The following is a 25,588-nucleotide window of genomic DNA, read 5'->3' on the forward strand; positions in this document are numbered from 1 at the left end:
ATGTCCGAAAACGCCCGCACCGAACTCTTCACCCTGCGCGACCTGCTGCGCTACGCCGTCAGCCGTTTCAACGAAGCCGAGTTGTTCTTCGGCCACGGCTCCGACAATGCCTGGGACGAAGCCGCCTATCTGCTGCTGCACACCCTGCATCTGCCCCTGGACCGGCTGGAACCCTTCCTCGACGCCCGCCTCACCGAAGCCGAGCGCAACACCGTCCTGCACATCATCGAACGCCGCGTCAAAAGCCGCGTTCCGGCGGCCTACCTGACTCATGAAGCTTGGCTCGGCGAGCATAGCTTCTACGTCGACGAACGGGTCATCGTGCCCCGCTCCTTCATCGCTGAACTGCTGGAAGAGCAGTTCGCCCCCTGGATCGACGATCCCTGGGCCATCACCCGGGTAGCCGACATCTGCACCGGCTCCGGCTGTCTCGCCATCCTGGCGGCCCTGGCCTTCCCCGAAGCCGACGTGGACGGCGTGGACATCTCTGCCGACGCCCTCGAAGTGGCCAAGCGCAACGTGGCCGACTACGGCCTGGAAGACCGGCTGCGCCTGGTGCAATCCAACCTCTTCGCCGGATTGGCGAGCCAGCGCTACGACCTCATCATTTCCAACCCGCCCTACGTCAATGCGGAATCCATGGAAACCCTGCCACCGGAATACCGGGCCGAGCCGGAACTGGCCCTGGCCGGGGGCGACGACGGGCTGGACCTGGTGCGCACCCTGCTGCGGGAAGCCAAGGACCACCTCAACCCCGGCGGCCTGCTGGTGGTGGAAATCGGCCACAACCGGGACGTCCTGGAAGAAGCCTACCCCCAGACCCCATTTACCTGGCTCGACACTTCCGGTGGCGACCAGTTCGTCTTCCTGCTGCGGCGTGAGGAATTGCCCAACTGAAGACGGAACGAAGGGCCAAACGACCCGACATAAAAAAAGCCCAGGCAAACACCTGGGCTTTTTTTATGGGCATTCCGCAGATTTCAGCTCAATCCCCACTGACCGCGGGTATCGCGCAGAATGCGGGCCAGCACCTGTTCCAGTTCCATCATGTTCATCATCCTTGCTCAAGCGGTTTGCTCCCTGTGACGGCTGAATCCTACCCGCCGACGATGACAACCGGATTACACTAGCACCACCTCAATCCGGAGATTTTCTTCATGGAACTGATGTCACTCTTGCTGATCCTGGCCGTGGCCATCGCTGTTCTCGGCATCCGCATCATCAATCAGCAGACCGCCGCCGTCGTTGAAACCCTGGGCCGCTATTCCCGGGTGCTGGAGCCCGGCCTCAACTGGATTTTCTTCCCCTTCCAGCGCGTCACCGGCATGCTCTCCCTGCGCATCGACGAAGTGCAGAGCACGGTGGAGGTGAAGACCTCGGACAACATGTTTGTCTCCCTCCCCGTCAGCCTGATGATCCGTGTCACACCGGAGCGTGCCAGCCATGCCTGGTACAAGCTGCAGAACCCGTCGGCCCAGATCTCCACCTGGGTCCTCAACACCATCCGCGCCATCGCCGCTTCCATGACCCTGGAGGACCTGTTCAAGGACCGGGACCATCTTGTGACTCAGGTGGAAAAGGCCCTCTCGGCCAAGCTGGAGGAATTCGGATACGTCCTGGAAGCGGTGCTGGTAGACCAGCCCACGGTCTCCGGCGACGTCCAGGCCTCCTTCAACCGGGTGGTGGCCGCCAAGCGGGAACGGGAGGCTGCGGAACAGGAAGCGGAAGCCATGCGCATCAAGACCGTGCGCCAGGCCGAAGCGGAGGCCGACGCCCAGCGGGCCCGGGCCAAAGGCCTGGCCGACTCGCGCAAGCTGCTGGCCGAAGGTCTGCGGGAATCCCTCGCCGACTTCGAGAAATTCCACGTCAATTCGGCCGAAGCCCTGACCGTCTTGCTGGAAACCAACCGCATCGATGCCATGCGCGACATCGGCAAGTACGGCAATCTGGTATTGCTGGATGTGGCCAGGGACCCCGGCAACGCCCCCCTGCTGGGGCTGGCGGCAAAGCTGGGCAAAACTGCGGGCAACAGCGCGGTGGCGGAAGATTAAAGTTGAATTTTTGAAGCAGAAAAAGAAAAACCCGGCACTAGGCCGGGTTTTTCTTTATTTTGGGGCGATATACCGGGATCGAACCGGTGACACCTGGAATCACAATCCAGTGCTCTACCAACTGAGCTAATACCGCCACTGAAACCTGTTTGGCGCGCCCGGCGAGGCTCGAACTCACAACCTACGGCTTAGAAGGCCGTTGCTCTATCCTGTTGAGCTACGGGCGCTAATTCTCGCTCGCCTTGGGTGCAACCTGTATCTGCTGGTCGGGGCGGTGGGATTCGAACTCACGACCCTCTGCTCCCAAAGCAGATGCGCTACCAGGCTGCGCTACGCCCCGAAGAGACGCGAATTCTACACATGCCCCCCGGGGTGGTCAAGCGCCAAAAGTAGTTTTTTTTCGTGCAATCAATGATTGTTGCAGGTAAGATGCTTTTCTGATATTTAATCGCCTTTTTGCACAAACACGGATGGTCTTCGAACATGGCTGAAGATTTGCTCCACAAACATTTCACGCCCTACGTCCCCAAGAAGGGCGAGGAATACATGAACAGCAAGCAGCTGGCTCACTTCCGCGCCATTCTTGGCACGCTGAAGCAGGAGTTGATGGCTGACATCGAGCGCACGGTGCATACCATGCAGGATGAAGCCACTGTCTTTGCCGACCCCAACGACCGGGCCAGCCAGGAAACGGATATCGCCCTGGAACTGCGCAACCGGGACCGGGAGCGCAAGCTGATCAAGAAGATCGACGAGACCCTGGGTCGCATCGATTCCGGCGACTACGGCTTCTGCGACAAGTGCGGCGTGGAAATCGGCATCAAGCGCCTGGAAGCCCGCCCCACGGCAACCCTATGCATCGACTGCAAGACCCTGGAGGAACTGCGGGAAAAGCAGGTCGCCAAGTAAGCGGAGCACTCCGCCGCAAAAAAGCGCAGCCTCGGCTGCGCTTTTTTATTGTCGGCGGATCAAACTATGAAAAAGGGCGCCGAAGCGCCCTTTTTCCTTTGCAACGGTGAAAAACTTACTGTTGCGGTTCTGCAGCCACGGCGGGAGCAGCCTCTTCGGCAGCCACAGCCTTCATGGACAGGCGGATGCGACCCTTCTCGTCGGTTTCCAGAACCTTGACGCGGACGACCTGACCTTCCTTGAGGTAGTCGGCCACGGCATTGACGCGCTCGTTGGCGATCTGGGAGATGTGCAGCAGACCATCCTTGCCCGGCAGGACACTGACGATGGCACCGAAGTCCAGAATCTTCAGCACAGGACCTTCGTAGACCTTGCCCACTTCCACTTCAGCGGTGATGGCCTCGATGCGCTTGCGGGCCATCTCGGCGGCTTCACCGTCGGTGGAGGCAATGGTGATGGTGCCGTCGTCCTGGATGTCGATGGAAGTACCGGTTTCCTCGGTCAGGGCACGGATTACCGCGCCACCCTTGCCGATCACGTCACGGATTTTTTCCGGATTGATCTTCATGGTGTACAGACGGGGAGCGTAAGCGGACATTTCCGTACGCGGAGCATCCTGGGCATCCTGCATGATGTTCAGGATGTGCAGGCGACCGGCCTTGGCCTGATCCAGCGCCACCGCCATGATTTCCTTGGTGATGCCCTGGATCTTGATGTCCATCTGCAGGGCGGTGATACCGGAATCGGTACCGGCCACCTTGAAGTCCATGTCGCCCAGGTGGTCTTCGTCACCCAGGATGTCGGTCAGCACGGCGAAGCGGTTGCCTTCCTTGATCAGGCCCATGGCGATACCGGCCACGTGGGACTTGAGGGGCACGCCAGCATCCATCAGCGCCAGGGAGCCGCCACAGACGGAAGCCATGGAGGAGGAGCCATTGGATTCGGTGATCTCGGACACCACGCGCATGGAGTAGGAGAACTCGTCGGCGGGCGGCAGCACGGCTAGCAGGGCACGCTTGGCCAGACGACCGTGACCAATCTCGCGACGCTTGGGGGAACCGACGCGGCCGGTTTCGCCAGTGGCGTAGGGAGGCATGTTGTAGTGCAGCATGAAGCGGTCTTTGTACTCGCCGGCCAGGGCATCGATGATCTGCTCGTCGCGGCTGGTACCGAGGGTGGCCACCACCAGGCCCTGGGTCTCACCACGGGTGAACAGGGCGGAACCGTGGGTACGGGGCAGCACGCCGGTACGCACGGTGATGGGACGCACGGTGCGGGTGTCGCGACCGTCGATGCGGGGCTCGCCGGCCAGGATGCGGCCGCGGACGATGGCGGCTTCCATGGCGAAGAACAGGTCGGCCACGGTGTTTTCGTCGGGAGCATCTTCACCCTGGCACAGGGCGGCAACGGCTTCGCTGCGGATTTCCTTGACGCGCTGGCTGCGGGTCTGCTTGCTGGTGATGCTGTAAGCCTCTTCCAGCTTGGCCTTGACCAGGGCTTCCAGCTTGCCCACCAGGACCTGGTCCTGGGCCGGAGCTTGCCATTCCCATTCGGGCTTGCCGGCTTCTTCCACCAGTTCATTGATGGCGTTGATGACGGCCTGCATCTGCTCGTGGCCGTAGACCACGGCGCCCAGCATGACTTCTTCGGAGAGTTCCTTGGCTTCGGATTCCACCATCAGCACGGCGGACTGGGTGCCGGCAACCACCAGGTCCAGCTTGCTGTCCTTGAGCTGGGTGGCGGAGGGATTCAGCACGTACTGGCCGTCGATGTAGCCGACGCGGGCTGCACCGATGGGGCCGGAGAAGGGAATGCCGGAAATGGCCAGGGCAGCGGAGGCACCGATCAGGGCGGGAATGTCGGAATCCACTTCGGGATTCAGGGACATGACGGTCGCCACCACCTGGACTTCGTTGTAGAAGCCTTCAGGGAACAGGGGGCGGATGGGACGGTCGATCAGGCGGGAGGTCAGGGTTTCCTTTTCGGAAGGACGGCCTTCGCGCTTGAAGAAGCCACCGGGGATCTTGCCGGCAGCGTAGGTCTTCTCGACATAGTCGACGGTCAGGGGGAAGAAATCCTGACCCGGCTTGGCTTGCTTGGCGCCGACCACGGTCACCAGGACCACGGTGTCGTCAACGGTGACCAGTACGGCGCCGGAGGCCTGGCGAGCAATCTCGCCGGTTTCCAGAGTGACCTGATGGGCACCGTAGGTGAAGGTTTTCTTTGCAATATTGAACATATCTTCCTTTCTCTCTTTCTCTTGTCTTCGCTTAAATTCTTGCAACCGCCGATTCTACCTGCTTACCCGGGGAAAACCATGCTCCCGGAAAGCAAAAGAGCGGCGCGGCCAAAGGCCGCCCGCTCTTTCAAACGCTACTTGATGCGTCCCGACCGCATGGGCGGACGGTATCAGGCGTGGGCAAGATTACTTGCGCAGGCCCAGACGCTCGATAACGCTGCGGTACTTGTCCACATCGGTGCGCTTCAGGTAGTCCAGCAGCTTGCGGCGGCGGGACACCATGCGCAGCAGACCGCGACGGGAGTGGTGATCCTTCATGTGTTCCTTGAAGTGACCGGTCAGGTCGTTGATGCGTGCGGTCAGCAGCGCGATCTGCACTTCGGAGGAACCGGTATCGCCCTGAGCGCGTTGGAAATCGCCAACGATCTGGGCCTTTTGAGTGGTGTTGATAGCCATATGTCAAACTCTCTTGAGTGTTACGACGCTGCCCCAGTTTGATAGAGCCAGGCGCCCGACGGTTAAAAAAACTTCGCTCCACGGGGAGCGAAGCGGCGGATTATACGCAGGGAGCAGAGGAGTAGCAAGATAATTCCGGCCATTCCCCGCTATTTTGCACGCCCCTAGCCGTTGTCCTTCTGGCGCAGCAGGCGGTAGGGCCACAGCTTGCCTTCCCTGACCTCTCCCACCCCCTGCAGGACGCCCTCGCCATAGACCCGGGCCTTGCCGGACTGGAGTTCGGTTGCCACCGGATTGCCGTGGGCAAAGCGCTGCAGGGATTCAGCCTCCAGCAATACCTCGGGCAGGCTGCGCAGCAAGGCATCCACCGGCAGCAGGTAGCGCCCCCGGTCCGCCTCCTCCGTATTTTCCAGCTCTGCCAGGGACACCGCACGATCCAGTTCCAGCGGACCGACCCGGGTACGCCGCAGGCCCGTCAGATGGGCACCGCAGCCGAGGGCCTCGCCAATGTCCTCGGCCAGGGTACGGATGTAGGTACCCTTGCTGCAATCCACATGCAGACGGAAGTTAACGCCGTCGAAATCGCTGGCAGCCAGGCTGAGAATGGTTACTTCCCGGGCTTCCCGCTCCACTTCCAGCCCCTGGCGGGCCAGCTCGTAGAGCGGCTTGCCATCGCGCTTGAGGGCCGAATACATGGGCGGCACCTGGGCAATCACCCCGGTGAAGCGGGGCAGCACGGCAGCCAGCTGCTCGGCGGAAACCTGTACCGGCCGGGTCTGCAGGATTTCACCCTCCGCATCGCCGGTGGCCGTGGTCTGACCGAGGCGGACATCGGCAACATAGGCCTTGTCGGCATCCAGCAGGTCGGCGGAAAACTTGGTGGCTTCGCCGAAGCAGATGGGCAGCAGGCCGGTGGCCAGGGGATCGAGGGTACCGGTATGGCCGGCCTTGGCGGCCGAAAAGAAACGACGCGCCTTTTGCAGCGCGTCGTTGGAGGAGAGGTGAAGGGGCTTGTCCAGCAACAGCACCCCATCCACCTGTTTCCAGGTGCGTCTGGGTTTGGACATGAGCTGGTCAGCTTTCGGCAGCGGTATCCGGCGGGGCTTCCCCATCCTCGTCGGGCGAAGTCTGGCGGCTGGTGGCCGCCGCTTCGTCGATCAGACGGGAAAGGCTGGTGCCGTGCTCGATGGAATTGTCGTACACGAAATGCAGCTGGGGCGTGGTGTGGATGCGCACCCGGCGCCCCAGTTCCCGCCGCAGGAAACCGGAAGCCTTGTCCAGGCCCTTCTTGATTTCCGCCAGCTGCTCCGAGGCCGCCAGGGTGGTGAAGAAAACCTTGGCATGGGCGTAATCGGGAGTCACCTCGACGTCGGTCAGGCTGACCATGCCGACGCGAGGGTCCTTCAGCTCGGTGCGAATGAGCTCCGCCAGTTCGCGGCGGATCTGCTCATTCACCCGGTCCTTGCGTGAAAAACTCTTGTTAGCCATCGTGCCTTACAGGCTCCGGGCGATTTCCTGGATTTCGTACACTTCCAGTTGATCGCCTTCCTCGATTTCATTGAAGTTCTTCAGGGACAGACCGCACTCGAAGCCGCCCTTCACTTCCTTCACGTCATCCTTGTAACGCTTCAGGGAGTCCAGCTCGCCATCCCACTGCACCACGTTGTTGCGCAGCAGACGGACGCGGGAATTGCGCTTGACCACGCCTTCCAGCACCAGACAACCGGCGATGGAACCGACCTTGGAAATGCGGAAGACCTGACGAATCTCCACCAGACCGGTGATCTGTTCCCGCTTTTCCGGGGACAGCATGCCGGACAGGGCTGCCTTCACCTCATCCACGGCGTCGTAGATGATGTTGTAGTAGCGGATATCCACGCCGAAAGTATCGGCCGCCTTGCGGGCGCCGGCATCGGCACGGGTATTGAAGCCGATGATGACGGCTTTGGAGGCGGATGCCAGGTTCACGTCGGTTTCGGTAATGGCACCGACCGCTGCGTGGATCACGTTCACCCGCACTTCGTCGGTGGACAGCTTGTTCAGGGACTGCACCAAGGCTTCCTGGGAACCTTGCACGTCGGACTTGACGATCAGCGGCAGGAACTTGGCGGCGCCCTCGCCCATGTTGTCGAACATGGACTCGAGCTTGGCGGCCTGCTGCTTGGCCAGCTTCACTTCGCGGAACTTGCCCTGACGGAACAGGGCGATTTCACGGGCCTTGCGCTCATCGGCCAGCACCATGGCTTCCTCGCCGGCAGCCGGCACGTCGGACAGGCCCTGGATTTCCACCGGGATGGAAGGACCGGCCTGGTCGATGGGCTTGCCGTTCTCGTCGAGCATGGCGCGCACCTTGCCGAACACCTGACCGACCAGGACGATGTCGCCCCGCTTCAGGGTGCCGGACTGCACCAGGATGGTGGCCACGGGGCCCTTGCCCTTGTCCAGACGGGCTTCGATGATGATGCCCTTGGCCGGAGCATCCTTGGGCGCGGTCAGTTCCAGCACTTCGGCCTGCAGCAGCACATGCTCCAGCAGGTCGTCGATACCGGTACCCTTCTTGGCAGACACCGGCACGAAGGGGGAATCGCCGCCGTACTCTTCCGGCACCACGCCTTCGGCAATCAGCTCCTGCTTGACGCGGTCCGGATTGGCTTCGGGCTTGTCGATCTTGTTCACCGCCACCACCAGGGGCACATTGGCCGCCTTGGCGTGGTGGATGGCTTCCTTGGTCTGGGGCATGACGCCGTCGTCGGCCGCCACCACCAGGATCACCAGGTCGGTGGCCTTGGCACCGCGGGCCCGCATGGCCGTGAAGGCCTCGTGACCCGGGGTGTCGAGGAAGGTCACCATGCCGCGGGGAGTTTCCACGTGGTAGGCGCCGATGTGCTGGGTAATGCCGCCGGCTTCGCCGGAAGCCACGCGGGTGCGGCGGATATAGTCGAGCAGGGAGGTCTTGCCGTGGTCCACGTGACCCATCACGGTCACCACCGGGGCGCGGGGCTCCTGCTTCACATCCACATGCTCGACGGCGTCGTCGAGGAAGGCATCCGGATCATCCAGCTTGGCCGCCAGTGCCTTGTGGCCCATTTCTTCCACCACGATCATGGCGGTTTCCTGGTCCAGCACCTGGTTGATGGTGACCATGGAACCCATCTTCATCAGGGTCTTGATCACCTCGGTGGCCTTGACTGCCATCTTGTGGGCCAGATCAGCCACGGAAATGGTTTCGGGCACGTGTACTTCACGCACGATGGGTTCGGTCGGTGCCTGGAAGGCATGGGCTTCGTCGTTGCCGCCGCCATGGCGCTTGCCATGCTTGCCGCCGCCACTGCGCCAGCCGCTGTTGGCATCGCCGCCACGGGTCTTGAGACCGGGACGCTTCTTGTTGCCGTCGTTCCAGCCGCCTTCTTTCTTTGCACCGGGTTTGGCGTCGCCGGGCTTGCCAGCGGGCTTGTGCAGGGTGCGGTCGGCGGGCTTGTCGTCTGCCGGCTGGGCCACCTGGTGGGCGGTCGCCGCCTTCTTGGCAGCTTCAGCAGCCTTCAGGGCCACGGCCTTTTCCTCGGCTTCACGCCGCAGGCGCACCAGTTCGGCGGCGCGGGCCTGCTTTTCCTGGTATTCCCGCTGCTGGTGTTCCAGCAGGGCCTGGTGGCGACGGGCCTCTTCTTCCCGGGCTTTCATCTCGGCTTCGCCGATGACGGAAACCATGCTGCGCTTGACCACCTTGGTGCGGGTCGGCGCGGCAGCCGGAGCAGGCTCGGCGGCAGCCACGGGCTCCTCAGCCGGAGCAGCAACGGGCTCGGGAGCGGCTTCCACCACGGGTTCGGGCACAGGCTCGGGTGCGGGTTCGGGAGCAACTTCCACCACGGGCTCGGGCACAGGTTCGGGCGCGGCCTCGACCACGGGTGCAGCCACGGGCTCGACAACCGGCTCAGCCTGAACAGCAGCTTGCTGGGCTTCTTCGACTGCTGCCTCGACCACGCCTTCGCCGGCTTCACGCTTGACCAGGACGCGCTTCTTGCGCACTTCGACCTGGACGGTACGAGTCTTGCCGGTGGAATCCTGGGCCTTGATCTCGCTGGTCTGCTTGCGGGTCAGGGTAATCTTGTTCTTACCCTGGGCTTCGCCGTGGCTGCTGCGCAGGTAGTCGAGCAGACGGGTCTTGTCCTGCTCGGAGAGCTGATCTTCAGCGGCTTGCTTGCTGACGCCGGCTTTCTGTAGCTGTTCCAGAAGAACAGCGGCCGGCATTTTCAGCTCGGCGGCAAATTGGGATACGGTGGTTTGCGCCATATTTACTTCTCTCCCTTCCCTCTCACTCGAACCAGTGCGAGCGGGCGTTGGTAATCAGTTGCTTGGCGCGATCTGCGTCAATGCCGGTAATTTCGGTGAGTTCATCCACAGCCAGGTCGGCCAGGTCGTCCAGGGTTTTCACACCGCCGGAAGCCAGCTTGGCAGCCAGGGACTTGTCCATACCGTCCAGGGCCAAAAGGGAATCTTCCACACCTTCGAGTTGCTCTTCGGTGACGATGGCTTCGGTCAGAAGCACATTACGGGCGCGGTTACGCAGCTCGTTCACCGTATCTTCGTCGAAGGCCTCGATTTCCAGCATTTCCGCCAGGGGCACATAGGCAACTTCTTCCAGGGTGGAGAAGCCTTCGTCGATCAGGATGTTGGCGACTTCCTCGTCCACATCCAGTTTTTCCATAAACAGCACACGGGTGGCAGCGGTTTCTGCTTCCACCTTCTTTTCCGACTCTTCCTGGGTCATCAGGTTGATGTTCCAGCCGGTCAGTTCGGAGGCCAGGCGCACGTTCTGGCCGCCGCGGCCGATGGCGATGGCCAGGTTGGCCTCGTCCACCACCACGTCCATGCTGTGCTTTTCCTCGTCAACCACAATGGAGCTGACTTCGGCCGGAGCCAGGGCGCCGATGACGAACTGGGCCGGGTCCTGGGACCAGTGCACGATGTCCACGCGCTCGCCGGCCAGTTCGTTGGTGACGGCGGTGACGCGGGTACCGCGCATGCCGACGCAGGTACCGATCGGATCCACGCGGGGATCGTTGGACTTCACGGCGATCTTGGCTCGCATGCCGGGATCCCGGGCGGCAGCCTTGATTTCCATGAGACCGTCTTCGATCTCGGGCACTTCCAGATCGAACAGCTTGATGATGAATTCCGGCGCGGTGCGGGAAAGGATGATCTGGGGACCGCGGGCATTGCGATCGATACGCAGCAGGAAGGCCTTGACCCGGTCGCCGACGCGCAGGTTTTCCTTGGGGATCATCTGGTCCCGGGGCAGCAGGGCCTCGATCTTGCCGGCTTCGATAATGGCGTTGCCGCGCTCCATGCGCTTGATGGTGCCGGAAACGATGTGTTCCTTGCGCTCCAGGAAGTCGGCCAGGATCTGCTCCCGCTCGGCATCGCGGATGCGCTGCAGGATGACCTGCTTGGCGGCCTGGGCGCCGATACGGCCGAAGTCGATGGGCTCCAGGGATTCCTCGATCACGTCGCCGACTTCCACGCCTTCGTCCTGCTTCTGGGCTTCGGACAGGGGCATTTCCAGGAACTCGTTGACGTAGGTTTCGTCAGCCACCACCTGCCAGCGGCGGAAGGACTCGTACTCGCCGGTATTGCGGTCGATCACGACGCGCACGTCGGCTTCGTCGTTAATACGCTTCTTGGTAGCGGATGCCAGGGCCGACTCCAGAGCGCCGAACACCACATCCTTGGCAACGTTTTTTTCGCGCGCCAGTGCATCCACCAGCAACAAAATCTCGCGGCTCATTGCTTTTCTCTCCTCGTATCTGCCTTCAACCCGCCATCAATCAAACTTCGGCTCCAGCCGGGCCTTGTCGATATTGCCCGGCTCGAGGGCCACTTCGCCCTCTTCCTTGCCGCTGTTCTTGTCAATCAGGCGCACGCAGACCTTGCCGTCGCGCACGCCCATGAGAATGCCGTTGTAGTTGCGCCGGTTGTTCAGCGCCACGCGCAAGCGGATATGCACTTCCTGGCCGGCAAAGCGATCGAAATCGGCCAGCTTCTTCAAAGGCCGGTCGAGACCGGGGGAGGAAACCTCCAGCCGGTCGTAGTCGATGTTTTCCACCATCAGCACGCGGGAAAGCTGGTTGCTCACGGCAACGCAATCCTCCACGCCGATACCGCCCTCCTTTTCAGGCTGGTCGATAAAGACGCGGATAACCCGGGCCCGGGGCGTCAGTTCCAGGTCCACCAGCTCGTAACCCAGGCCGGTGACCGTATTTTCAACTAATGAGTGCAGATCCATGCGCTACAAATAAAAAATGGGCGAAACGCCCATCCAAAAAGTTACCCGCCCAAAGCCGGGCAGGACGATGAAAACTTTTGAATTATATCGGAAAACAACAGCCCGGACAACGGCTTTCCTGCCGGAAAGCCGCCACCCGGGCTCCAAACGACCCTGGGGGTAGCCGCGGATCGGGCCGCTGCGGCCCGAAATCACTTCCGGGTACGCTTGTCCCGCTTCTGGATCACTTCCGGTGCCGGCAGGCCAAATTCCCGCATCAGCTTGGCCACATCCATGTCCGTCAGCTCCATGGTGCTGCCCCGCTTGAGGCGGGCCGGCAGGACGAAGGGGCCGTAACGCACGCGGATCAGGCGACTCACCGTGGCCCCTACGGCTTCGAACATACGCCGCACTTCCCGGTTGCGGCCTTCGGACAAGGTCACCCGGTACCAGTGGTTGGCCCCCTCGCCGCCCGCGTCCAGCAGGGTGGTGAAGCGGGCCGGACCGTCTTCCAGTTCGATGCCGGCGGCCAGCTGCTTGAGGGTGGCGTCGTCCAGGTCGCCCAGCACCCGCACCGCGTACTCCCGCTCCAGGTTGTAGCGGGGGTGCATCAGCCGGTTGGCCAGGTCGCCGGAGTTGGTGAACAGCAGCAGGCCGCTGGTGTTGTAGTCCAGCCGCCCCACCGCCACCCAGCGGCTGCCGCGCATGCGTGGCAGGAAGTCGAAGACGCTGTCCCGGCCTTCCGGGTCGTCGCGGGAGACGATCTGACCTTCGGGCTTGTGGTAGAGCACCACCCGGGGCAGGCGCAGGGAGCCGAAGCGCAGATGCACCAGGCGGCCGCTGACCTTGACCTTGTCTTCCGGCCCCACCAGCTGGCCCACTTCGGCCGGCTTGCCATTGACCGTGACGCGGCCGGCGGCAATCCACTCCTCCATGTCGCGCCGGGAACCGACGCCGCTCTGGGCCAGGATCTTGTGCAGGCGCTCGGGCTTGGCCTCCACCGGTGCATTGCGGCCGCTGCGGCCAACGGCACGGGGCGCAGGGGCATTGCGGCCGGCACCGCGACGGGGACGAGGCGCTTCCTGCTCCTCTACTTCCTCCACGGCGGCGACAGGCTCGGGACGGGGGCGGGTGGGCGCGCGGAATGGCGTCCGCTTCGCCGCGTCGCGCGCGGGTTTCGGGCCAGGCCGGCCAGAAGCCGCACCAGTGCTGCCTGAGCGACGACCATGGGGAGCGGGGTCGGAACCCTCCACCCACTCGGCGCCGTCGTCCCGGCGCTGACGACCGCCGGCAGGGCTGCGGCGGGGTGCCTGGCCCGTCTTGGGTGCGGCAGGCTTACGGGGAGGCTTAGGAGGCATCGCTTAATTCCAGTGTTTGATTGAGTTGTTCCAGGGGCGGCAGCTCGGTCAGGCTGCGCAGCCCCAGATCGTCGAGAAATTTCTTGGTGGTGGCAAACAGGGCGGGACGGCCCGGGGTATCCCGGTAGCCCACCACATCGACCCAGCCCCGCTCTTCCAGGGCCTTGATGACCTGGGTGGCGACGGTGACGCCGCGGATGTCCTCGATGTCGCCCCGGGTCACGGGCTGGCGGTAGGCAATGATGGAGAGGGTCTCCAGCACTGCCCGGGAATACTTGGGCGGTTTTTCCGGATTGAGGGCTTCCAGATAGGGCATGTACTCGGTGCGGGTGCGGAAGCGCCAGCCGGTGGCCAGCTGGACCAGTTCCACGGTGCGTTCGCTCCACTCCTCCCGCAGTTCGTCGAGCAGCTTGCGCACCACTTCCGGCGCCAGCTCGCCATCGAACATCTGGCGCAGTTCGGACACCGAGAGGGGCTGCTGGGCGGCCAGCAGGGCCGCTTCCAGGATGCGCTTGATCTCGGCGGGGTTAGACGGTAACTGGGGCATCGCCCTCTCCTTCTTCCGCAGGGATTTCGACTATCTGCCCCGCCTCTTCCTCGGTCAGGGGCGTTTCCGCGTCGTCGGCAATGGCCAGGCGCACGTAGATGGGCATGAAGGCCTCGGCCTGGGTGATGCGGATCAGCCGCTCCCGGGCCAGTTCCAGCATGGCCAGGAAATGCACCACCACGGAAGGGGCGCCCAGCTCCACGTCGAACATGTGGATGAACTCGACGAAGCCGTCCGCTTCCTTCAGCTGGCGCAGGATCAGGCCCATGTGCTCGCGCACCGACAGCTCTTCCCGCTGCACCTTGTGGGAGGTATGCAGCTGGGCCTGGCGCAGGATGGACTGCCAGGCCTGCTGCAGGTCCGCCACCGACACGTCGGGGAAACGCTGCATCTGGGATTTTTCCACCCAGGTCTCGACCCAGACGAAGTCCCGCTCGGCCTGGGGATGCTCGTTCAGGCGCACCGCCGCCAGCTTCATCTGCTCGTATTCGATGAGGCGGCGCACCAGTTCGGCCCGGGGATCCTCCACCTCGTCCTCTTCCGCCTGCTTGGCCCGGGGCAGCAGCATGCGGGACTTGATCTCGATGAGCATGGCGGCCATCACCAGATAGTCGGCCGCCAGCTCCATGTTCTGGGAGCGCATGGCTTCCACGTACTCCAGGTACTGGAGCGTCAGGGGCGCCATGGGAATGTCGAGCACATTCACGTTGGCCTTGCGGATCAGGTAGAGCAGCAAGTCCAGGGGGCCTTCGAAGGCATCCAGCATCACCGCCATGGCGTCGGGCGGGATGTACAGGTCCAGGGGCAGCTGCTCCAGGGGCTGGCCGTAGATGCGGGCCAGGGCCTCCTGGGCCGGCGCCGCCTGGGGGGCCGGAATGTCGTCGAGGACCGGAGTATCGCTCATGTCAGGCGTAGTTCAGGCCCATGGCGGCGCGCACATCGGTCATGGTTTCCTGGGCCAGGCGGCGGGCCTTGGCGCAACCGTCGTTGACGATCTCCCGCACCAGGGCCGGATTGTCCAGATAGACCTGGGCCCGCTCCCGCATGGGCGCCTGTTCCTTGAGGATGCCGTCGATCACCGGCTGCTTGCATTCGATGCAGCCGATGCCGGCGGAAGTGCAGCCCTGGCGCACCCACTCCTTGGTGGCCCCGTCGGAATAGACCTGGTGCAGCTGCCACACCGGGCACTTGTCCGGATTGCCGGCGTCGGTGCGGCGCACCCGGGCCGGATCGGTGGGCATGCGCTTGACCTTCTGGGTGACGGAGGCTTCATCCTCCCGCAGGGTGATGGTGTTGCCGTAGGACTTGGACATCTTCTGACCGTCCAGGCCGGGCATGCGCGAAGCCTCGGTAAGCAGGGCATCGGGCTCCACCAGGATCATCTTGCCGGTGCCTTCCAGATGGCCCAGCAGGCGCTCCCGATCCACCAGGGACAGGCTCTGGGCCTCGTTCACCAGGCGCTTGCCCTCCTCCACCGCGGCAGCATCGCCGTCCTGCTGGAAGCGGGTGCGCAGCTCGTTGAAACGCTTGCCCACCTTGCCGCCCAGCTTCTTCACCGCTTCCAGGGCCTTCTCCTCGAAGCCGGGCTCCCGGCCGTAGAGATGGTTGAAGCGGCGGGCGATTTCCCGGGAAAACTCCAGGTGGGGAATCTGGTCCTCGCCCACGGGCACCCGGTTGGCGCGATACACCAGGATGTCGGCAGACATCAGCAGGGGATAGCCGAGGAAACCGTAGGTGGTGAGGTCCTTGTGGGAGAGCTTTTCGATCTGGTCCTTGTAGGTCGGCACCCGCTCCAGCCAGCCCAGGGGCGTCATCATGGACATCAGCAGGTGCAGTTCGGCGTGCTCGGGCACCCGGGACTGGATAAAGATGGTGGCCTGATTGGGGTCCACGCCGGCGGCCAGCCAGTCGATCACCATGTCCCAGGCGGCCTTCTCGATGATGTCCGGCTGGTCGTAGCTGGTAGTCAGGGCATGCCAGTCGGCCACGAAAAACAGGCAGGGGTAGTCGTGCTGGAGCTTGACCCAGTTCTTCAGGACCCCGTGGTAGTGGCCAAGGTGCAGGCTGCCCGTGGGGCGCATGCCGGAAAGGACTCGTTCCGCGTACATGGTGATGTTTGTCTCAGGCTTGGAAATTGAAAATCAGGGCCAACAGGTAACGCATGATACCCATCAGCGGATAAAGGATGCTGGCCAGCACGCCGGAAAAGAGCAGCAGGATCAGGATCGGGAAACCCCAGGGTTCCACCCGGGAAAAGGCGACGGCCTGGCGGTAGGGCAAAAGGCTGACGGCGATGCGGCCGCCATCCAGGGGCGGAATGGGCAGCAGGTTGAGCAGCATCAGGCCGATATTCACATCCATGCCCAGGTCGGCCATACGCTCCAGGGGCAGGGTATAGGCATTCACCGGCAGCAGCTGGGCCAGCTTGAGCATGCAACCCCAGCCGATGGCCATGGCCAGGTTGGCCAGGGGGCCGGCGGCGGCCACCCACAGCATGTCCTGCTTGGGACGGCGCAGGCGGCCGAAATCCACGGGCACCGGTTTGGCATAGCCGAACAGCAGGCTACCGCCGGAGAAGAGCAGGATCAGCACCGGAATCAGGATGGTGCCTACCGGATCGATGTGGCGCAGGGGATTGAGGCTGATGCGCCCCGCCGCATAGGCCGTCAGGTCACCGAAGTGGCGCGCCACATAACCATGGGCGGCCTCGTGCAGGGTGATGGCGAAGATCACCGGCAGGGCTGCAATGGCAAGAGTCTGGATCAGTTGGTCCATGGCGCGTCAGCGTAATAAAGGGGGGATTCTACCAAAGGGACCGACCCGGCTCCGGTCGGCCGTGCTGGTCAGAGACCGAAGGGGGCCAGCGCTCCGCGGCCGGCCCGCACCAGTTCCGGTGCCCCGCTGGTGAGGTCGATGACGGTGGTGGGCTCGGTGCCGCAATGGCCGCCATCCAGGATCAGCTCCAGCTGGTCGTCGAGACGGTCCTGGATCTCCCAGCCTTCGGTGAGAGGCGCTTCATCCCCGGGCAGCTGCAGGGTGGCGGTGAGCAGGGGCTCGCCGAACTCCTCCAGCAGGGCCAGGGCGCCCAGATGGTCGGGCACCCGCAGACCGATGGTCTTGCGCTTGGGGTGCATCACCCGTCGCGGCAGTTCCTTGGTGCCTTCCAGGATGAACACGTAACTGCCCGGCGTGACCGTTTTGAGCAGGCGGTACTGGGCATTGTCCACCCGGGCAAAGTGGGCGATCTGGGACAGGTCGCGGCACATCAGGGTCATGTGGTGCCGGTCATCGACGCCGCGGATGGCCCGCAGCCGATCCAGGGCCTCCTTGTCGCCCAGATGGCAGGCCAGGGAATAGCAGGAGTCAGTGGGAAAGGCGATCAGCCCCCCCTCCCGCAGGACCTGGGCGGCCTTGGCCAGCATGCGGGGCTGGGGATTATCGGGATGGAGGGAAAGATATTCGGCCATGGCGTGGATGATCAGACGAAACGGGAGCAGATGGGCGTGAGGCCGTCCGGCAGGGGCGAGAGGCGCCCCAGATCGGTATAGCTCTCCTCCGGCCCGTGGAAGTCGGAGCCGCGGGAGGCGAGAAAGCCGTAATGGCGGGCCAGGCGGGCGAAATGATGGATCTGGTCGGGGCTGTGGCTGCCGGTCACCACCTCGATGCCCTCCCCGCCCGCATCCTTGAACTGGCCCAGAAAACGGCGCAAGGCCGCATTGGAAATCTTGTAGCGCCCCGGATGGGCCACCACGGCCAAACCGCCGGCGGCACGAATCCAGCTGACCGCGTCCTCCAGGGAAGCCCAGCGATGCTCCACGTAGCCGGGCTTGCCCGGGGTGAGGTAGTTGTCGAAGACGTTGTGCACGTCCTTGCACAGGCCGATCTGCACCAGATAGCGGGCGAAATGGGCGCGGGAAATCAGGTTGGGGTTTTCCGCATAGGCCATGGCGCCCTCGAAGGCGCCGCGGATGGCAATGGCCTCCAGGGCCTCGGCCATGCGCCTAGCCCGTTCCACCCGGCCGCTGCGGATGCCGGCCAGCCCTTCGTTCAGAACCGGATTGGCGGCATCGAAGCCCAGGCCCACCACGTGGATGGAGAGGCCTTCCCATTCGATGGAAACTTCCACGCCATTGACCAGGCCCATGCCCATTTCCTCCGCCGCGGCCCGGGCTGCGGGCAGGCCGGCCAGATCGTCATGGTCGGTCAGGGCCAGCAATTGCACCCCGTTGCCGGCGGCGCGGCGCGCCACTTCGGCCGCCGGCAGCAGGCCGTCGGAAGCGGTGGAGTGGCAGTGGAAATCCCAGTTCAGGTCAGACATCGGCAGGTCGCGACAAAGGCGCCCCAAGACAGCAGGAAAGCGCGGAATCATAGCACAGGGGCCGCGCCGCCCCTTGGCCTCAGGCCGTGATGAAGGACTCCAGCAGCGCTGCCACCGCCTCGGGCGCATCGTGATGCAGCATGTGGCCGGCATCGGCCACCACGGCTTCCCGGGCCGAGGCAAAACAGCCCAGGCGTTCCCGATAGTCGCCCTCGTCTATATGAAAGCGTTTGAGGAAAGAGGTTTCCGCTCCCCGCACCCACAGGGTGGGCGCCTGGACCCGGCGCCAGCAGGCCTTGGCTTCCTCAAGCCGGTAGAGCAGCGGACTGGCGGCCTTGTGCCAGGGATCGCCGGCCCACTTCACACTCCCGTCATCGTCGACACGCCCCAGATGGGTGGCCAGGAACTCGGCCCGAGCAGGTGTCAGGCGCGGGTTGTCCCGGCGCAGGCGGGATGCCAGGGCGGTCCGGTCGGCGTAGGCATGGAGTGAGGGCGGCGCAGCCAGTTGATCCAGCCAGGCCGACAAGCGTTCCGGCGCCTGGGCCGGGACCATGTCATTGATACCGAAACCTTCCAGGGAGACCAGGTGACTGATCCGCTGGGGCCGCAATCCGGCGTACAGGCAGGCCACGTTGCCGCCCATGCTGTGCCCCACCAGGGGCACGGCCTGCCGGGGGAACAGGCTGTCCAGCATGGCATCCAGATCACCCAGGTAATCGGCGAACCAGTAGGGCCCCCGATTTTCCTGGCTGTCGCCGAAGCCCCTCCAGTCCGGTGCCAGCACGGACCACTCCCGACTCAGGGCATCCACCACGAACTGGAAGGAGGCGGCAACGTCCATCCAGCCGTGCAGCAACACCAGGGGCGGCGCCTCGGCAGGCCCCCAGCGGCGCAGGGCCTGGCGACGGCCGCGCAGGGAGAAATATTCGACTCGGCTCGGTTTCATGGCAGGCAAATGAAAAGGGCCGGCACAGGCCGGCCCCGGGTGTGGTGGCGCAGGACTCAGTCGTCGTGCATCTGGGACTGCAGGTAATTGGGCAGGGTCACCTTGGCGATCAGCTCCAGCTGGGTTTCCAGCCAGTCCACATGCTCTTCCTCGCTTTCCAGGATGTCTTCCAGCAGATCCCGGGTGACGTAGTCGGCCACGCCTTCACAGTAGGCAATGGCTTCGCGCAGCAGGGGGATGGCGGCCAGTTCCAGCTTCAGGTCGCACTCCAGCATTTCCTTGGTGTTCTCGCCGATGAACAGCTTGTTCAGCTGCTGCAGGTTGGGCAGGCCTTCGAGGAAGAGAATGCGCTCGATCACCTTGTCGGCATGCTTCATCTCGTCGATGGACTCGTGGTACTCGTGTTCGTTGAGCTTCTTCAGGCCCCAGTTCTTGTACATGCGGGCATGCAGGAAGTACTGGTTGATGGCGGTCAGCTCGTTGGCCAGAATCTTGTTGAGGTACTGAATGACTTTTTTATCGCCCTTCATGGCTGGCTCCTGATTCGTTGGGGAATGGATGCCGGTAGATTAGCACAAGGCACAAAAAAGAAGCCCCCGCGCCGATGTGACGCGAGGGCAAGGGGAAAAAGCGGAACGGACTGCCCGACCGAACCGCAACCCGAGGTTCAACAATGCTTGGCGTTAGCGCATTTGCCGCAGCCCCGGCACTGGCCCAGTTCGTCGCGCAACTGCTGGCGCACTTCCCGGGCGCATTTGCCGCAGCAGGTGCCCACCCCCAGCTCGTCGCGCAGGTCGGCAAGCGTGGAGGCGCCCATGGCTACGGACGCTGAGATCTGGCGATCAGTAACGGCGTGGCAGACACAGACATACATGGCGGGTGCTCCTGAACAGATGGATGGCTAACAAACTAATGAGAATTATTATCACGAACCCATCCAAATGCAAGTGCTTCTCAACAAATATTTATCAACCCATGTAGCAAGCCAACTCCCGGCCCTCCCGGAGGCCCTTGCCGGGCATCCGGGCGACGGCCTGAAATCTAGCATTGGCGCGGTCTGGGAAAACGCCGCTGGCAGCGCCGCCCGGGCTTGTTGTCATGCCCCCTGCCTTTGGGTATAGTCCGCCGCGCAAACGGGAGAGCGCGGCCCGGCTTCCACGGGCTGCCGCCGAAGGCGCAATCCACCATTCGCTAGCCCCGAAATCGCTCAGGCAAAAAGGACCGTTTGCGGCAGAACATCTCTGGAGAGCGGCCCCCGGTCCGGGCGGCCCACCGAAGGGGGCAACGGCCGCTGTTTCTCCATCCTCCGGGTGGAACGAACGGGGACCGCAACACTCTCAGGTTGCAGGACAGAGGGGGCGAGCCGGAAACCAGACCTGTCTGGAATTTTCCGGCTCGCCCCTTTTTCGTTTTCAGAATCGGCTTTCACAGCCCCGCCCAAGGAACTGAAATGACGAAGCAAACCGTCCTCAACAAGGCCCACCGCGCCCTCAATGCCCGCATGGTGGATTTCGGCGGCTGGGACATGCCGGTGAACTACGGCTCCCAGATCGAGGAGCACCATGCCGTGCGCAACGACTGCGGCATGTTCGACGTCTCTCACATGTGCGCCGTGGATGTCACCGGTGCCGACGCCAAGGCCTTCCTCCTGCGCCTCATCGCCAACAACGTGGACAAGCTGAAAGTCCCGGGCAAGGCCCTCTACAGCGCCATGCTCAACGAGGCAGGCGGCGTGGTGGACGATCTCATCGTCTATTACCTCACCGACACCCACTACCGGGTGGTCATCAACGCCGGCACCGCCGACAAGGACCTGGCCTGGATGGATCAGCTCCTGGGTCAGTGGCAGCTGGACGTCTCCGTCATTCCCCTGCGCGAAGGTCCCAAGGCCGTAGCCATGATCGCCGTGCAAGGCCCCCAGGCCAAGGCCAAGGTGTGGCAGGTGCTGCCCGAGGTGAAGGCCGCCACGAAAAACCTGGCCCCCTTCTTCGGCACCCAGATCGGCCAGTTCTTCATTGCCACCACCGGCTACACCGGCGAGGACGGCTTCGAGATCGCCCTCCCCGCTGCCAAGGCCGAGGACTTCTGGAATGCCCTGATCGCCGCCGGCGTGCGCCCCTGCGGCCTGGGCGCCCGGGACACCCTGCGCCTGGAGGCCGGCATGAACCTCTACGGCCAGGATATGGACGAAACCGTCTCCCCCCTGGACGCCGGCCTGGCCTGGACCGTGGACCTCAAGTCCGAGCGGGACTTCGTCGGCAAATCCGCCCTCCTCGCCAACGGCCAGAAGGCCCAGTTCCTCGGCCTCAAGCTGCTGGACAAGGGCGTGTTGCGGGCCCACCAGAAGGTGGTGACGAGCCAGGGCGAGGGTGAAATCACCAGCGGCACCTTCTCCCCCACCCTGGAACAATCCATCGCCCTGGCCCGCCTGCCCCTGGGCGTCGCCATTGGCGACACCGTGCAGGTGGATATCCGCGGCAAGCTGCTCAACGCCCAGGTGGTCAAACCCGTTTTCGCCCGTCACGGCAAGGCCGTGGCCTGATTTATCCCGATTTCAGCAATCAGAATTCACATTCAACTTAAGGAGAGTTCCATGTCCAACGTTCCCGCCGATCTGAAGTACACCAAGAGCCACGAATGGGTTCGCCTCGAAGCCGACGGCAGCGTCACCGTGGGCATCACCGACCACGCCCAGGAAGCCCTGGGCGACCTGGTCTTCATCGAGCTGCCGGAAGTGGGCAAGACCCTGGCCGCCGGCCAGGAAGCCGCCGTGGTGGAATCCGTGAAGGCCGCCGCCGACGTGTACGCCCCCATCGCCGGCAGCGTCACCGCCGTCAACGAGGCCGTGGTGGATGCCCCCGAGACCCTCAACCAGGACGCCTACGCCGCCTGGCTGTTCAAGCTGCAGCCGGCCAACGCCGGCGACCTGGGCGCCCTGCTCGATGCCGCCGCCTACGGTGCCGTGGCCGACAGCGAATAAGCCAACAGACAAGGGAAGGGCAAAGCCCCTTCCCTTTTTTCTTTCCGCCTCCCGAGATTGCCCATGTCCGATACCCTGCCCCAGTCCCTTTCCGCCCTGGAACAGAAGGACGAGTTCATCGCCCGCCACATCGGCCCCTGCGCCAGCGAAATGAGCCAGATGCTGGCCGCCATCGGTGCCGCCAGCCTGGATCAGCTGGTGGATCAGACCGTGCCCGCCGCCATCCGCTTCCCCGCCGACCTGCCCCTGCCCGCCCCCCGGCGCGAGCATGAGGCCCTGGCCGACCTGAAGGCCCTGGCCGGTCGCAATGTGGTGAAAAAGTCCCTCATCGGACAGGGCTATCACGAGACCCTGACGCCCAAGGTGATCCTGCGCAACGTGCTGGAAAACCCGGGCTGGTACACCGCCTACACCCCCTACCAGGCCGAGATCGCCCAGGGCCGCCTGGAAGCCCTGCTCAACTACCAGCAGGTGATCATCGATCTCACCGGTCTGGAACTGGCCAACGCCTCCCTGCTGGACGAGGCCACCGCCGCCGCCGAGGCCATGACCATGGCCCGCCGCGTCTCCAAGTCCGGCTCCAACCGCTTCTTCGTGGATGCAGCCTGCTTCCCCCAGACCATCGACGTGGTCAAGACCCGGGCCGCCTACTTCGGCTTCGAGCTGATCTTCGGGCCGGTGGAAGAAGCCGCCACGGTGGAGGTCTTCGGCGCCCTGCTGCAGTACCCCAACGACAAGGGGGAGGTGCAGGACCTCACCGCCACCATCGCCGCCCTCAAGGCCAAGGGTGCCGTCACCGCCGTGGCCTGCGACCTCATGGCCCTGGTGCTGCTGAAATCCCCCGGTGCCATGGGGGCCGACATGGCCCTGGGTTCTTCCCAGCGCTTTGGCATTCCCATGGGCTTCGGCGGCCCCCATGCCGCCTTCTTCGCCTGCAAGGACGAACACAAGCGCTCCGTGGCCGGCCGCATCATCGGCGTCTCCGTCGATGCCCGGGGCAACAAGGCCCTGCGCATGGCCCTGCAGACCCGGGAACAGCACATCCGCCGGGAGAAGGCCAATTCCAACATCTGTACTTCCCAGGTGCTGCTGGCCAACATGGCCGGCATGTATGCCGTCTATCACGGCCCCGAGGGTCTCAAGACCATCGCCCGCCGCATCCACCGCCTGGCCGCCATCCTGGCCACGGGCCTGGCCAAGGCCGGCATCAAGCAGCTCAACGCCTGCTACTTCGACACCCTGCAGCTGGACCTGGGGGCCAAGGCCCTCACCGTGTACCAGGCCGCCCAGAATGCCGGCTACAACCTGCGTCTGATCGAGGGCGGCCGCCTCGGCATCGCCCTCAATGAAAAGACCACCCGGGAAGACGTGGCCACCCTGCTGCAACTCATCGCTGGCGTGAAAGTCGACATCGAGGCCCTGGACGCCCAGGTGGCCGCCGCCGACCCAGCCCTGCCGGCCGAGCTGCTGCGCACCGACGCCATCCTCAGCCATCCCGTGTTCAACACCCACCACACCGAACACGAGATGCTGCGCTACCTGAAGAAGCTGCAGAACAAGGACCTGGCCCTGGATCACTCCATGATCTCCCTGGGTTCCTGCACCATGAAGCTGAACGCCACCAGCGAGATGATTCCCGTCACCTGGCCCGAGTTCGGCGACATCCACCCCTTCGCGCCCCTGGACCAGGCCCAGGGCTACCTGGAGATGATCGAGCAGTTGGCCGAGTGGCTGAAGACCGTCACCGGTTTCGACGCCGTCTGCATGCAGCCCAACTCCGGCGCCCAGGGCGAATACGCCGGCCTGGTGGCCATCCGCCGCTACCAGGAGGCCAACGGCCAGGGCCAGCGCGACATCTGCCTGATTCCCAAGTCCGCCCACGGCACCAACCCGGCCACCGCCCAGATGGCCGGCCTGCAGGTGGTGGTGGTGGATTGCGACGACAACGGCAACGTGGACGTGGCCGATCTCAAGGCCAAGGCCGAGCAGCACGCCGCCAAGCTCTCCTGCCTGATGCTCACCTACCCTTCCACCCACGGGGTGTTCGAGGAAGCGGTGAAGGATATCTGCGACATCGTGCACGCCAACGGCGGCCAGGTGTACATGGACGGCGCCAACCTCAACGCCCAGGTGGGCCTCACTGCTCCCGGCTTCATCGGCGCCGACGTGTCCCACATGAACCTGCACAAGACCTTCGCCATCCCCCACGGCGGCGGCGGCCCGGGCATGGGCCCCATCGGCCTCAAGGCCCATCTGGCCCCCTACATGGCCGACCACGCGGTGCAGGCCACCGGCCCTGCCGAGCGCAAGCACAAGGGCCAGGGCGCCGTTTCCGCCGCTCCCTTCGGCTCCGCCTCCATCCTGCCCATTTCCTGGATGTACATCGCCATGCTGGGCGGCAAGGGCGTCAAGACCGCCACCCAGGTGGCCATCCTCAACGCCAACTACGTCGCCGCCCGCCTGCAGGAACACTACCCCGTGCTGTACCGGGGCAAGAACGGCCGCGTCGCCCACGAGTGCATCCTGGACATCCGCCCCATCAAGGCGGCCACCGGCATCGCCGAGATCGACATCGCCAAGCGCCTCATGGATTACGGCTTCCACGCCCCCACGGTGAGCTTCCCGGTGGCCGGCACCATCATGGTGGAGCCCACCGAATCCGAATCCAAGGCCGAGCTGGACCGCTTCATCGACGCCCTGATCGCCATCCGCAACGAAATCCGCAAGGTGGAAGCGGGCCAGTGGCCGGCGGACAACAACCCGCTGAAGCACGCCCCCCACACCCAGAAGGATCTGGCCGACGAGGTCTGGAGCCGCCCCTACAGCCGTCAGGAAGCCTGCTATCCCCTGGCCTGGGTGGCTGAGAACAAGTTCTGGCCCAGCGTGAACCGCATCGACGACGTGTACGGCGACCGCAATCTCTTCTGCGCCTGCGCCCCTGTGGAGGACTACCAACATGGCTGATCAGATCCTGGTACTCACCGTCATCGGTGACGACCGCCCCGGCCTGGTGGAGCAGCTATCCACCGCCATCTCCACCCATCAGGGCAACTGGCTGGAATCCTCCATGTCCCGTCTGGCGGGCAAGTTTGCCGGCATCCTCAAGGTCAGCGTACCGGCCGAGCAGGCCCCAGCCCTGCAGCAGGCACTGGCCGGCCTCTCCCTGCTCAAGGTGACGGTAGAAAGCTCCCCCGAAAGCCAGGAAGCCCCCAAGGGCCGCCGCCTGCGCCTTTCCCTGGTGGGCCACGACCGCATTGGCATCGTGCGCGAGGTCTCCCAAGTGCTGGCCCGCCACGGCGTCAATGTGGAGGAGCTGGCCACCCACACCTCCAGTGCCCCCATGTCCGCCGAAATCCTCTTCCACGCCCAGGTCAGCCTGCTGGCCGGGCCGGGACTGGATGTGCGCGGCCTCACCGGCGAGCTGGAACGGCTCTCCAACGATCTCATGGTCGATATTTCCCTGGACGAAAAGCTCAGCGCCTGAGCTTCCCGCCCCCCGTCCCGTTCCCGGGGCGGGGCCACTCC

Annotated in this window: 24 protein-coding genes, 3 tRNA genes and 1 riboswitch; of the genes, 7 read left to right on the forward strand and 20 right to left on the reverse strand. The window is 64.0% G+C overall.

Annotated features, from left to right (window positions below; all coding sequences use genetic code 11):
• The gene (gene prmB / locus AC3QLZ_RS02575) at positions 1–897 is read left to right on the forward strand and encodes a 50S ribosomal protein L3 N(5)-glutamine methyltransferase (protein ID WP_014237743.1); all 897 of its coding nucleotides are present in this window, start codon (positions 1–3) and stop codon (positions 895–897) included.
• A gap of 260 nt (positions 898–1,157) precedes the next feature.
• Positions 1,158–2,051 carry an SPFH domain-containing protein gene (locus tag AC3QLZ_RS02580; RefSeq protein WP_014237744.1) on the forward strand — a complete coding sequence of 298 codons (894 nt, stop codon included), beginning with the start codon at positions 1,158–1,160 and terminating at the stop codon, positions 2,049–2,051.
• 60 nt (positions 2,052–2,111) lie between these two features.
• On the opposite strand, the gene AC3QLZ_RS02585 is transcribed toward AC3QLZ_RS02580, so the two are convergent.
• From AC3QLZ_RS02585 to AC3QLZ_RS02595, 3 genes are all read right to left on the reverse strand, one after another.
• Positions 2,112–2,187, reverse strand: a tRNA-His gene (locus AC3QLZ_RS02585).
• Positions 2,188–2,201: 14 nt separating this feature from the next.
• Positions 2,202–2,278, reverse strand: a tRNA-Arg gene (locus tag AC3QLZ_RS02590).
• Between the two features lie 36 nt (positions 2,279–2,314).
• A tRNA-Pro gene (locus AC3QLZ_RS02595) sits at positions 2,315–2,391 on the reverse strand.
• Between the two features lie 143 nt (positions 2,392–2,534).
• On the opposite strand from AC3QLZ_RS02595, the gene dksA reads away from it, so the two are divergent.
• A complete protein-coding gene (gene dksA / locus AC3QLZ_RS02600; protein WP_014237745.1) occupies positions 2,535–2,960 on the forward strand; it encodes an RNA polymerase-binding protein DksA in 426 nt (141 codons plus the stop codon).
• Between the two features lie 115 nt (positions 2,961–3,075).
• Here the strand turns inward: dksA and pnp are convergent, their stop codons facing one another.
• The 17 genes from pnp to AC3QLZ_RS02685 all read right to left on the reverse strand — a co-directional run bounded on the left by pnp (position 3,076) and on the right by AC3QLZ_RS02685 (position 19,900).
• A complete protein-coding gene (gene pnp / locus AC3QLZ_RS02605) occupies positions 3,076–5,199 on the reverse strand; it encodes a polyribonucleotide nucleotidyltransferase (RefSeq protein WP_014237746.1) in 2,124 nt (707 codons plus the stop codon).
• Positions 5,200–5,385: 186 nt separating this feature from the next.
• On the reverse strand, positions 5,386–5,655 hold the full coding sequence (gene rpsO, locus AC3QLZ_RS02610; RefSeq protein WP_014237747.1) for a 30S ribosomal protein S15: 270 nt from the start codon (positions 5,653–5,655) through the stop codon (positions 5,386–5,388).
• A 164-nt stretch (positions 5,656–5,819) separates the two neighbouring features.
• Positions 5,820–6,722, reverse strand: coding sequence for a tRNA pseudouridine(55) synthase TruB (gene truB / locus AC3QLZ_RS02615; RefSeq protein WP_014237748.1), 903 nt, complete (start codon positions 6,720–6,722; stop codon positions 5,820–5,822).
• A 7-nt stretch (positions 6,723–6,729) separates the two neighbouring features.
• Positions 6,730–7,143, reverse strand: coding sequence for a 30S ribosome-binding factor RbfA (gene rbfA / locus AC3QLZ_RS02620; RefSeq protein WP_014237749.1), 414 nt, complete (start codon positions 7,141–7,143; stop codon positions 6,730–6,732).
• Between the two features lie 6 nt (positions 7,144–7,149).
• Positions 7,150–9,942, reverse strand: coding sequence for a translation initiation factor IF-2 (infB, locus tag AC3QLZ_RS02625; protein WP_014237750.1), 2,793 nt, complete (start codon positions 9,940–9,942; stop codon positions 7,150–7,152).
• Between the two features lie 22 nt (positions 9,943–9,964).
• Complete coding sequence (gene nusA, locus AC3QLZ_RS02630) at positions 9,965–11,437, reverse strand: transcription termination factor NusA (protein ID WP_014237751.1); 1,473 nt, start codon at positions 11,435–11,437, stop codon at positions 9,965–9,967.
• A 36-nt stretch (positions 11,438–11,473) separates the two neighbouring features.
• Positions 11,474–11,935, reverse strand: coding sequence for a ribosome maturation factor RimP (gene rimP / locus AC3QLZ_RS02635; RefSeq protein WP_014237752.1), 462 nt, complete (start codon positions 11,933–11,935; stop codon positions 11,474–11,476).
• A 191-nt stretch (positions 11,936–12,126) separates the two neighbouring features.
• Positions 12,127–13,017 (reverse strand): 23S rRNA pseudouridine(2605) synthase RluB, encoded by an 891-nt coding sequence (gene rluB / locus AC3QLZ_RS02640; protein WP_238526306.1) that lies wholly within the window; start codon positions 13,015–13,017, stop codon positions 12,127–12,129.
• Positions 13,018–13,261: 244 nt separating this feature from the next.
• Positions 13,262–13,819 (reverse strand): SMC-Scp complex subunit ScpB, encoded by a 558-nt coding sequence (scpB, locus tag AC3QLZ_RS02645; RefSeq protein ID WP_014237754.1) that lies wholly within the window; start codon positions 13,817–13,819, stop codon positions 13,262–13,264.
• The gene (locus tag AC3QLZ_RS02650) at positions 13,800–14,723 is read right to left on the reverse strand and encodes a segregation and condensation protein A (RefSeq protein ID WP_014237755.1); all 924 of its coding nucleotides are present in this window, start codon (positions 14,721–14,723) and stop codon (positions 13,800–13,802) included. Before AC3QLZ_RS02650 ends, scpB begins: the two co-directional genes overlap by 20 nt.
• A 1-nt stretch (position 14,724) precedes the next feature.
• Positions 14,725–15,927 carry a tryptophan--tRNA ligase gene (locus tag AC3QLZ_RS02655; protein WP_014237756.1) on the reverse strand — a complete coding sequence of 401 codons (1,203 nt, stop codon included), beginning with the start codon at positions 15,925–15,927 and terminating at the stop codon, positions 14,725–14,727.
• Positions 15,928–15,940: 13 nt separating this feature from the next.
• The gene (locus AC3QLZ_RS02660) at positions 15,941–16,594 is read right to left on the reverse strand and encodes a site-2 protease family protein (protein WP_014237757.1); all 654 of its coding nucleotides are present in this window, start codon (positions 16,592–16,594) and stop codon (positions 15,941–15,943) included.
• A gap of 68 nt (positions 16,595–16,662) precedes the next feature.
• A complete protein-coding gene (locus tag AC3QLZ_RS02665) occupies positions 16,663–17,286 on the reverse strand; it encodes an L-threonylcarbamoyladenylate synthase (protein WP_014237758.1) in 624 nt (207 codons plus the stop codon).
• Positions 17,287–17,297: 11 nt separating this feature from the next.
• On the reverse strand, positions 17,298–18,137 hold the full coding sequence (locus AC3QLZ_RS02670; protein WP_014237759.1) for a 3',5'-nucleoside bisphosphate phosphatase: 840 nt from the start codon (positions 18,135–18,137) through the stop codon (positions 17,298–17,300).
• Positions 18,138–18,216: 79 nt separating this feature from the next.
• Entirely contained in the window at positions 18,217–19,083 is an 867-nt protein-coding gene (locus AC3QLZ_RS02675; RefSeq protein WP_014237760.1) for an alpha/beta fold hydrolase, read from the reverse strand.
• Positions 19,084–19,139: 56 nt separating this feature from the next.
• Positions 19,140–19,613 (reverse strand): bacterioferritin, encoded by a 474-nt coding sequence (bfr, locus tag AC3QLZ_RS02680; RefSeq protein ID WP_014237761.1) that lies wholly within the window; start codon positions 19,611–19,613, stop codon positions 19,140–19,142.
• Between the two features lie 137 nt (positions 19,614–19,750).
• On the reverse strand, positions 19,751–19,900 hold the full coding sequence (locus AC3QLZ_RS02685; protein WP_416244263.1) for a bacterioferritin-associated ferredoxin: 150 nt from the start codon (positions 19,898–19,900) through the stop codon (positions 19,751–19,753).
• 307 nt (positions 19,901–20,207) lie between these two features.
• Positions 20,208–20,317, forward strand: a riboswitch (glycine riboswitch).
• Positions 20,318–20,533: 216 nt separating this feature from the next.
• Between AC3QLZ_RS02685 and gcvT the strand changes: the two genes are divergently transcribed.
• The 4 genes from gcvT (at position 20,534) to AC3QLZ_RS02705 (ending at position 25,547) form a co-directional block, all read left to right on the forward strand.
• On the forward strand, positions 20,534–21,625 hold the full coding sequence (gcvT, locus tag AC3QLZ_RS02690; RefSeq protein WP_014237763.1) for a glycine cleavage system aminomethyltransferase GcvT: 1,092 nt from the start codon (positions 20,534–20,536) through the stop codon (positions 21,623–21,625).
• Positions 21,626–21,676: 51 nt separating this feature from the next.
• Entirely contained in the window at positions 21,677–22,063 is a 387-nt protein-coding gene (gene gcvH / locus AC3QLZ_RS02695) for a glycine cleavage system protein GcvH (protein ID WP_014237764.1), read from the forward strand.
• A 63-nt stretch (positions 22,064–22,126) separates the two neighbouring features.
• Positions 22,127–25,027 (forward strand): aminomethyl-transferring glycine dehydrogenase, encoded by a 2,901-nt coding sequence (gene gcvP / locus AC3QLZ_RS02700; RefSeq protein WP_014237765.1) that lies wholly within the window; start codon positions 22,127–22,129, stop codon positions 25,025–25,027.
• Entirely contained in the window at positions 25,020–25,547 is a 528-nt protein-coding gene (locus AC3QLZ_RS02705; protein ID WP_014237766.1) for a glycine cleavage system transcriptional repressor, read from the forward strand. Before gcvP ends, AC3QLZ_RS02705 begins: the two co-directional genes overlap by 8 nt.
• The last annotated feature ends 41 nt before the right edge of the window (positions 25,548–25,588 follow it).

The organism is Azospira sp. MPR-LB4, assembly GCF_058809525.1.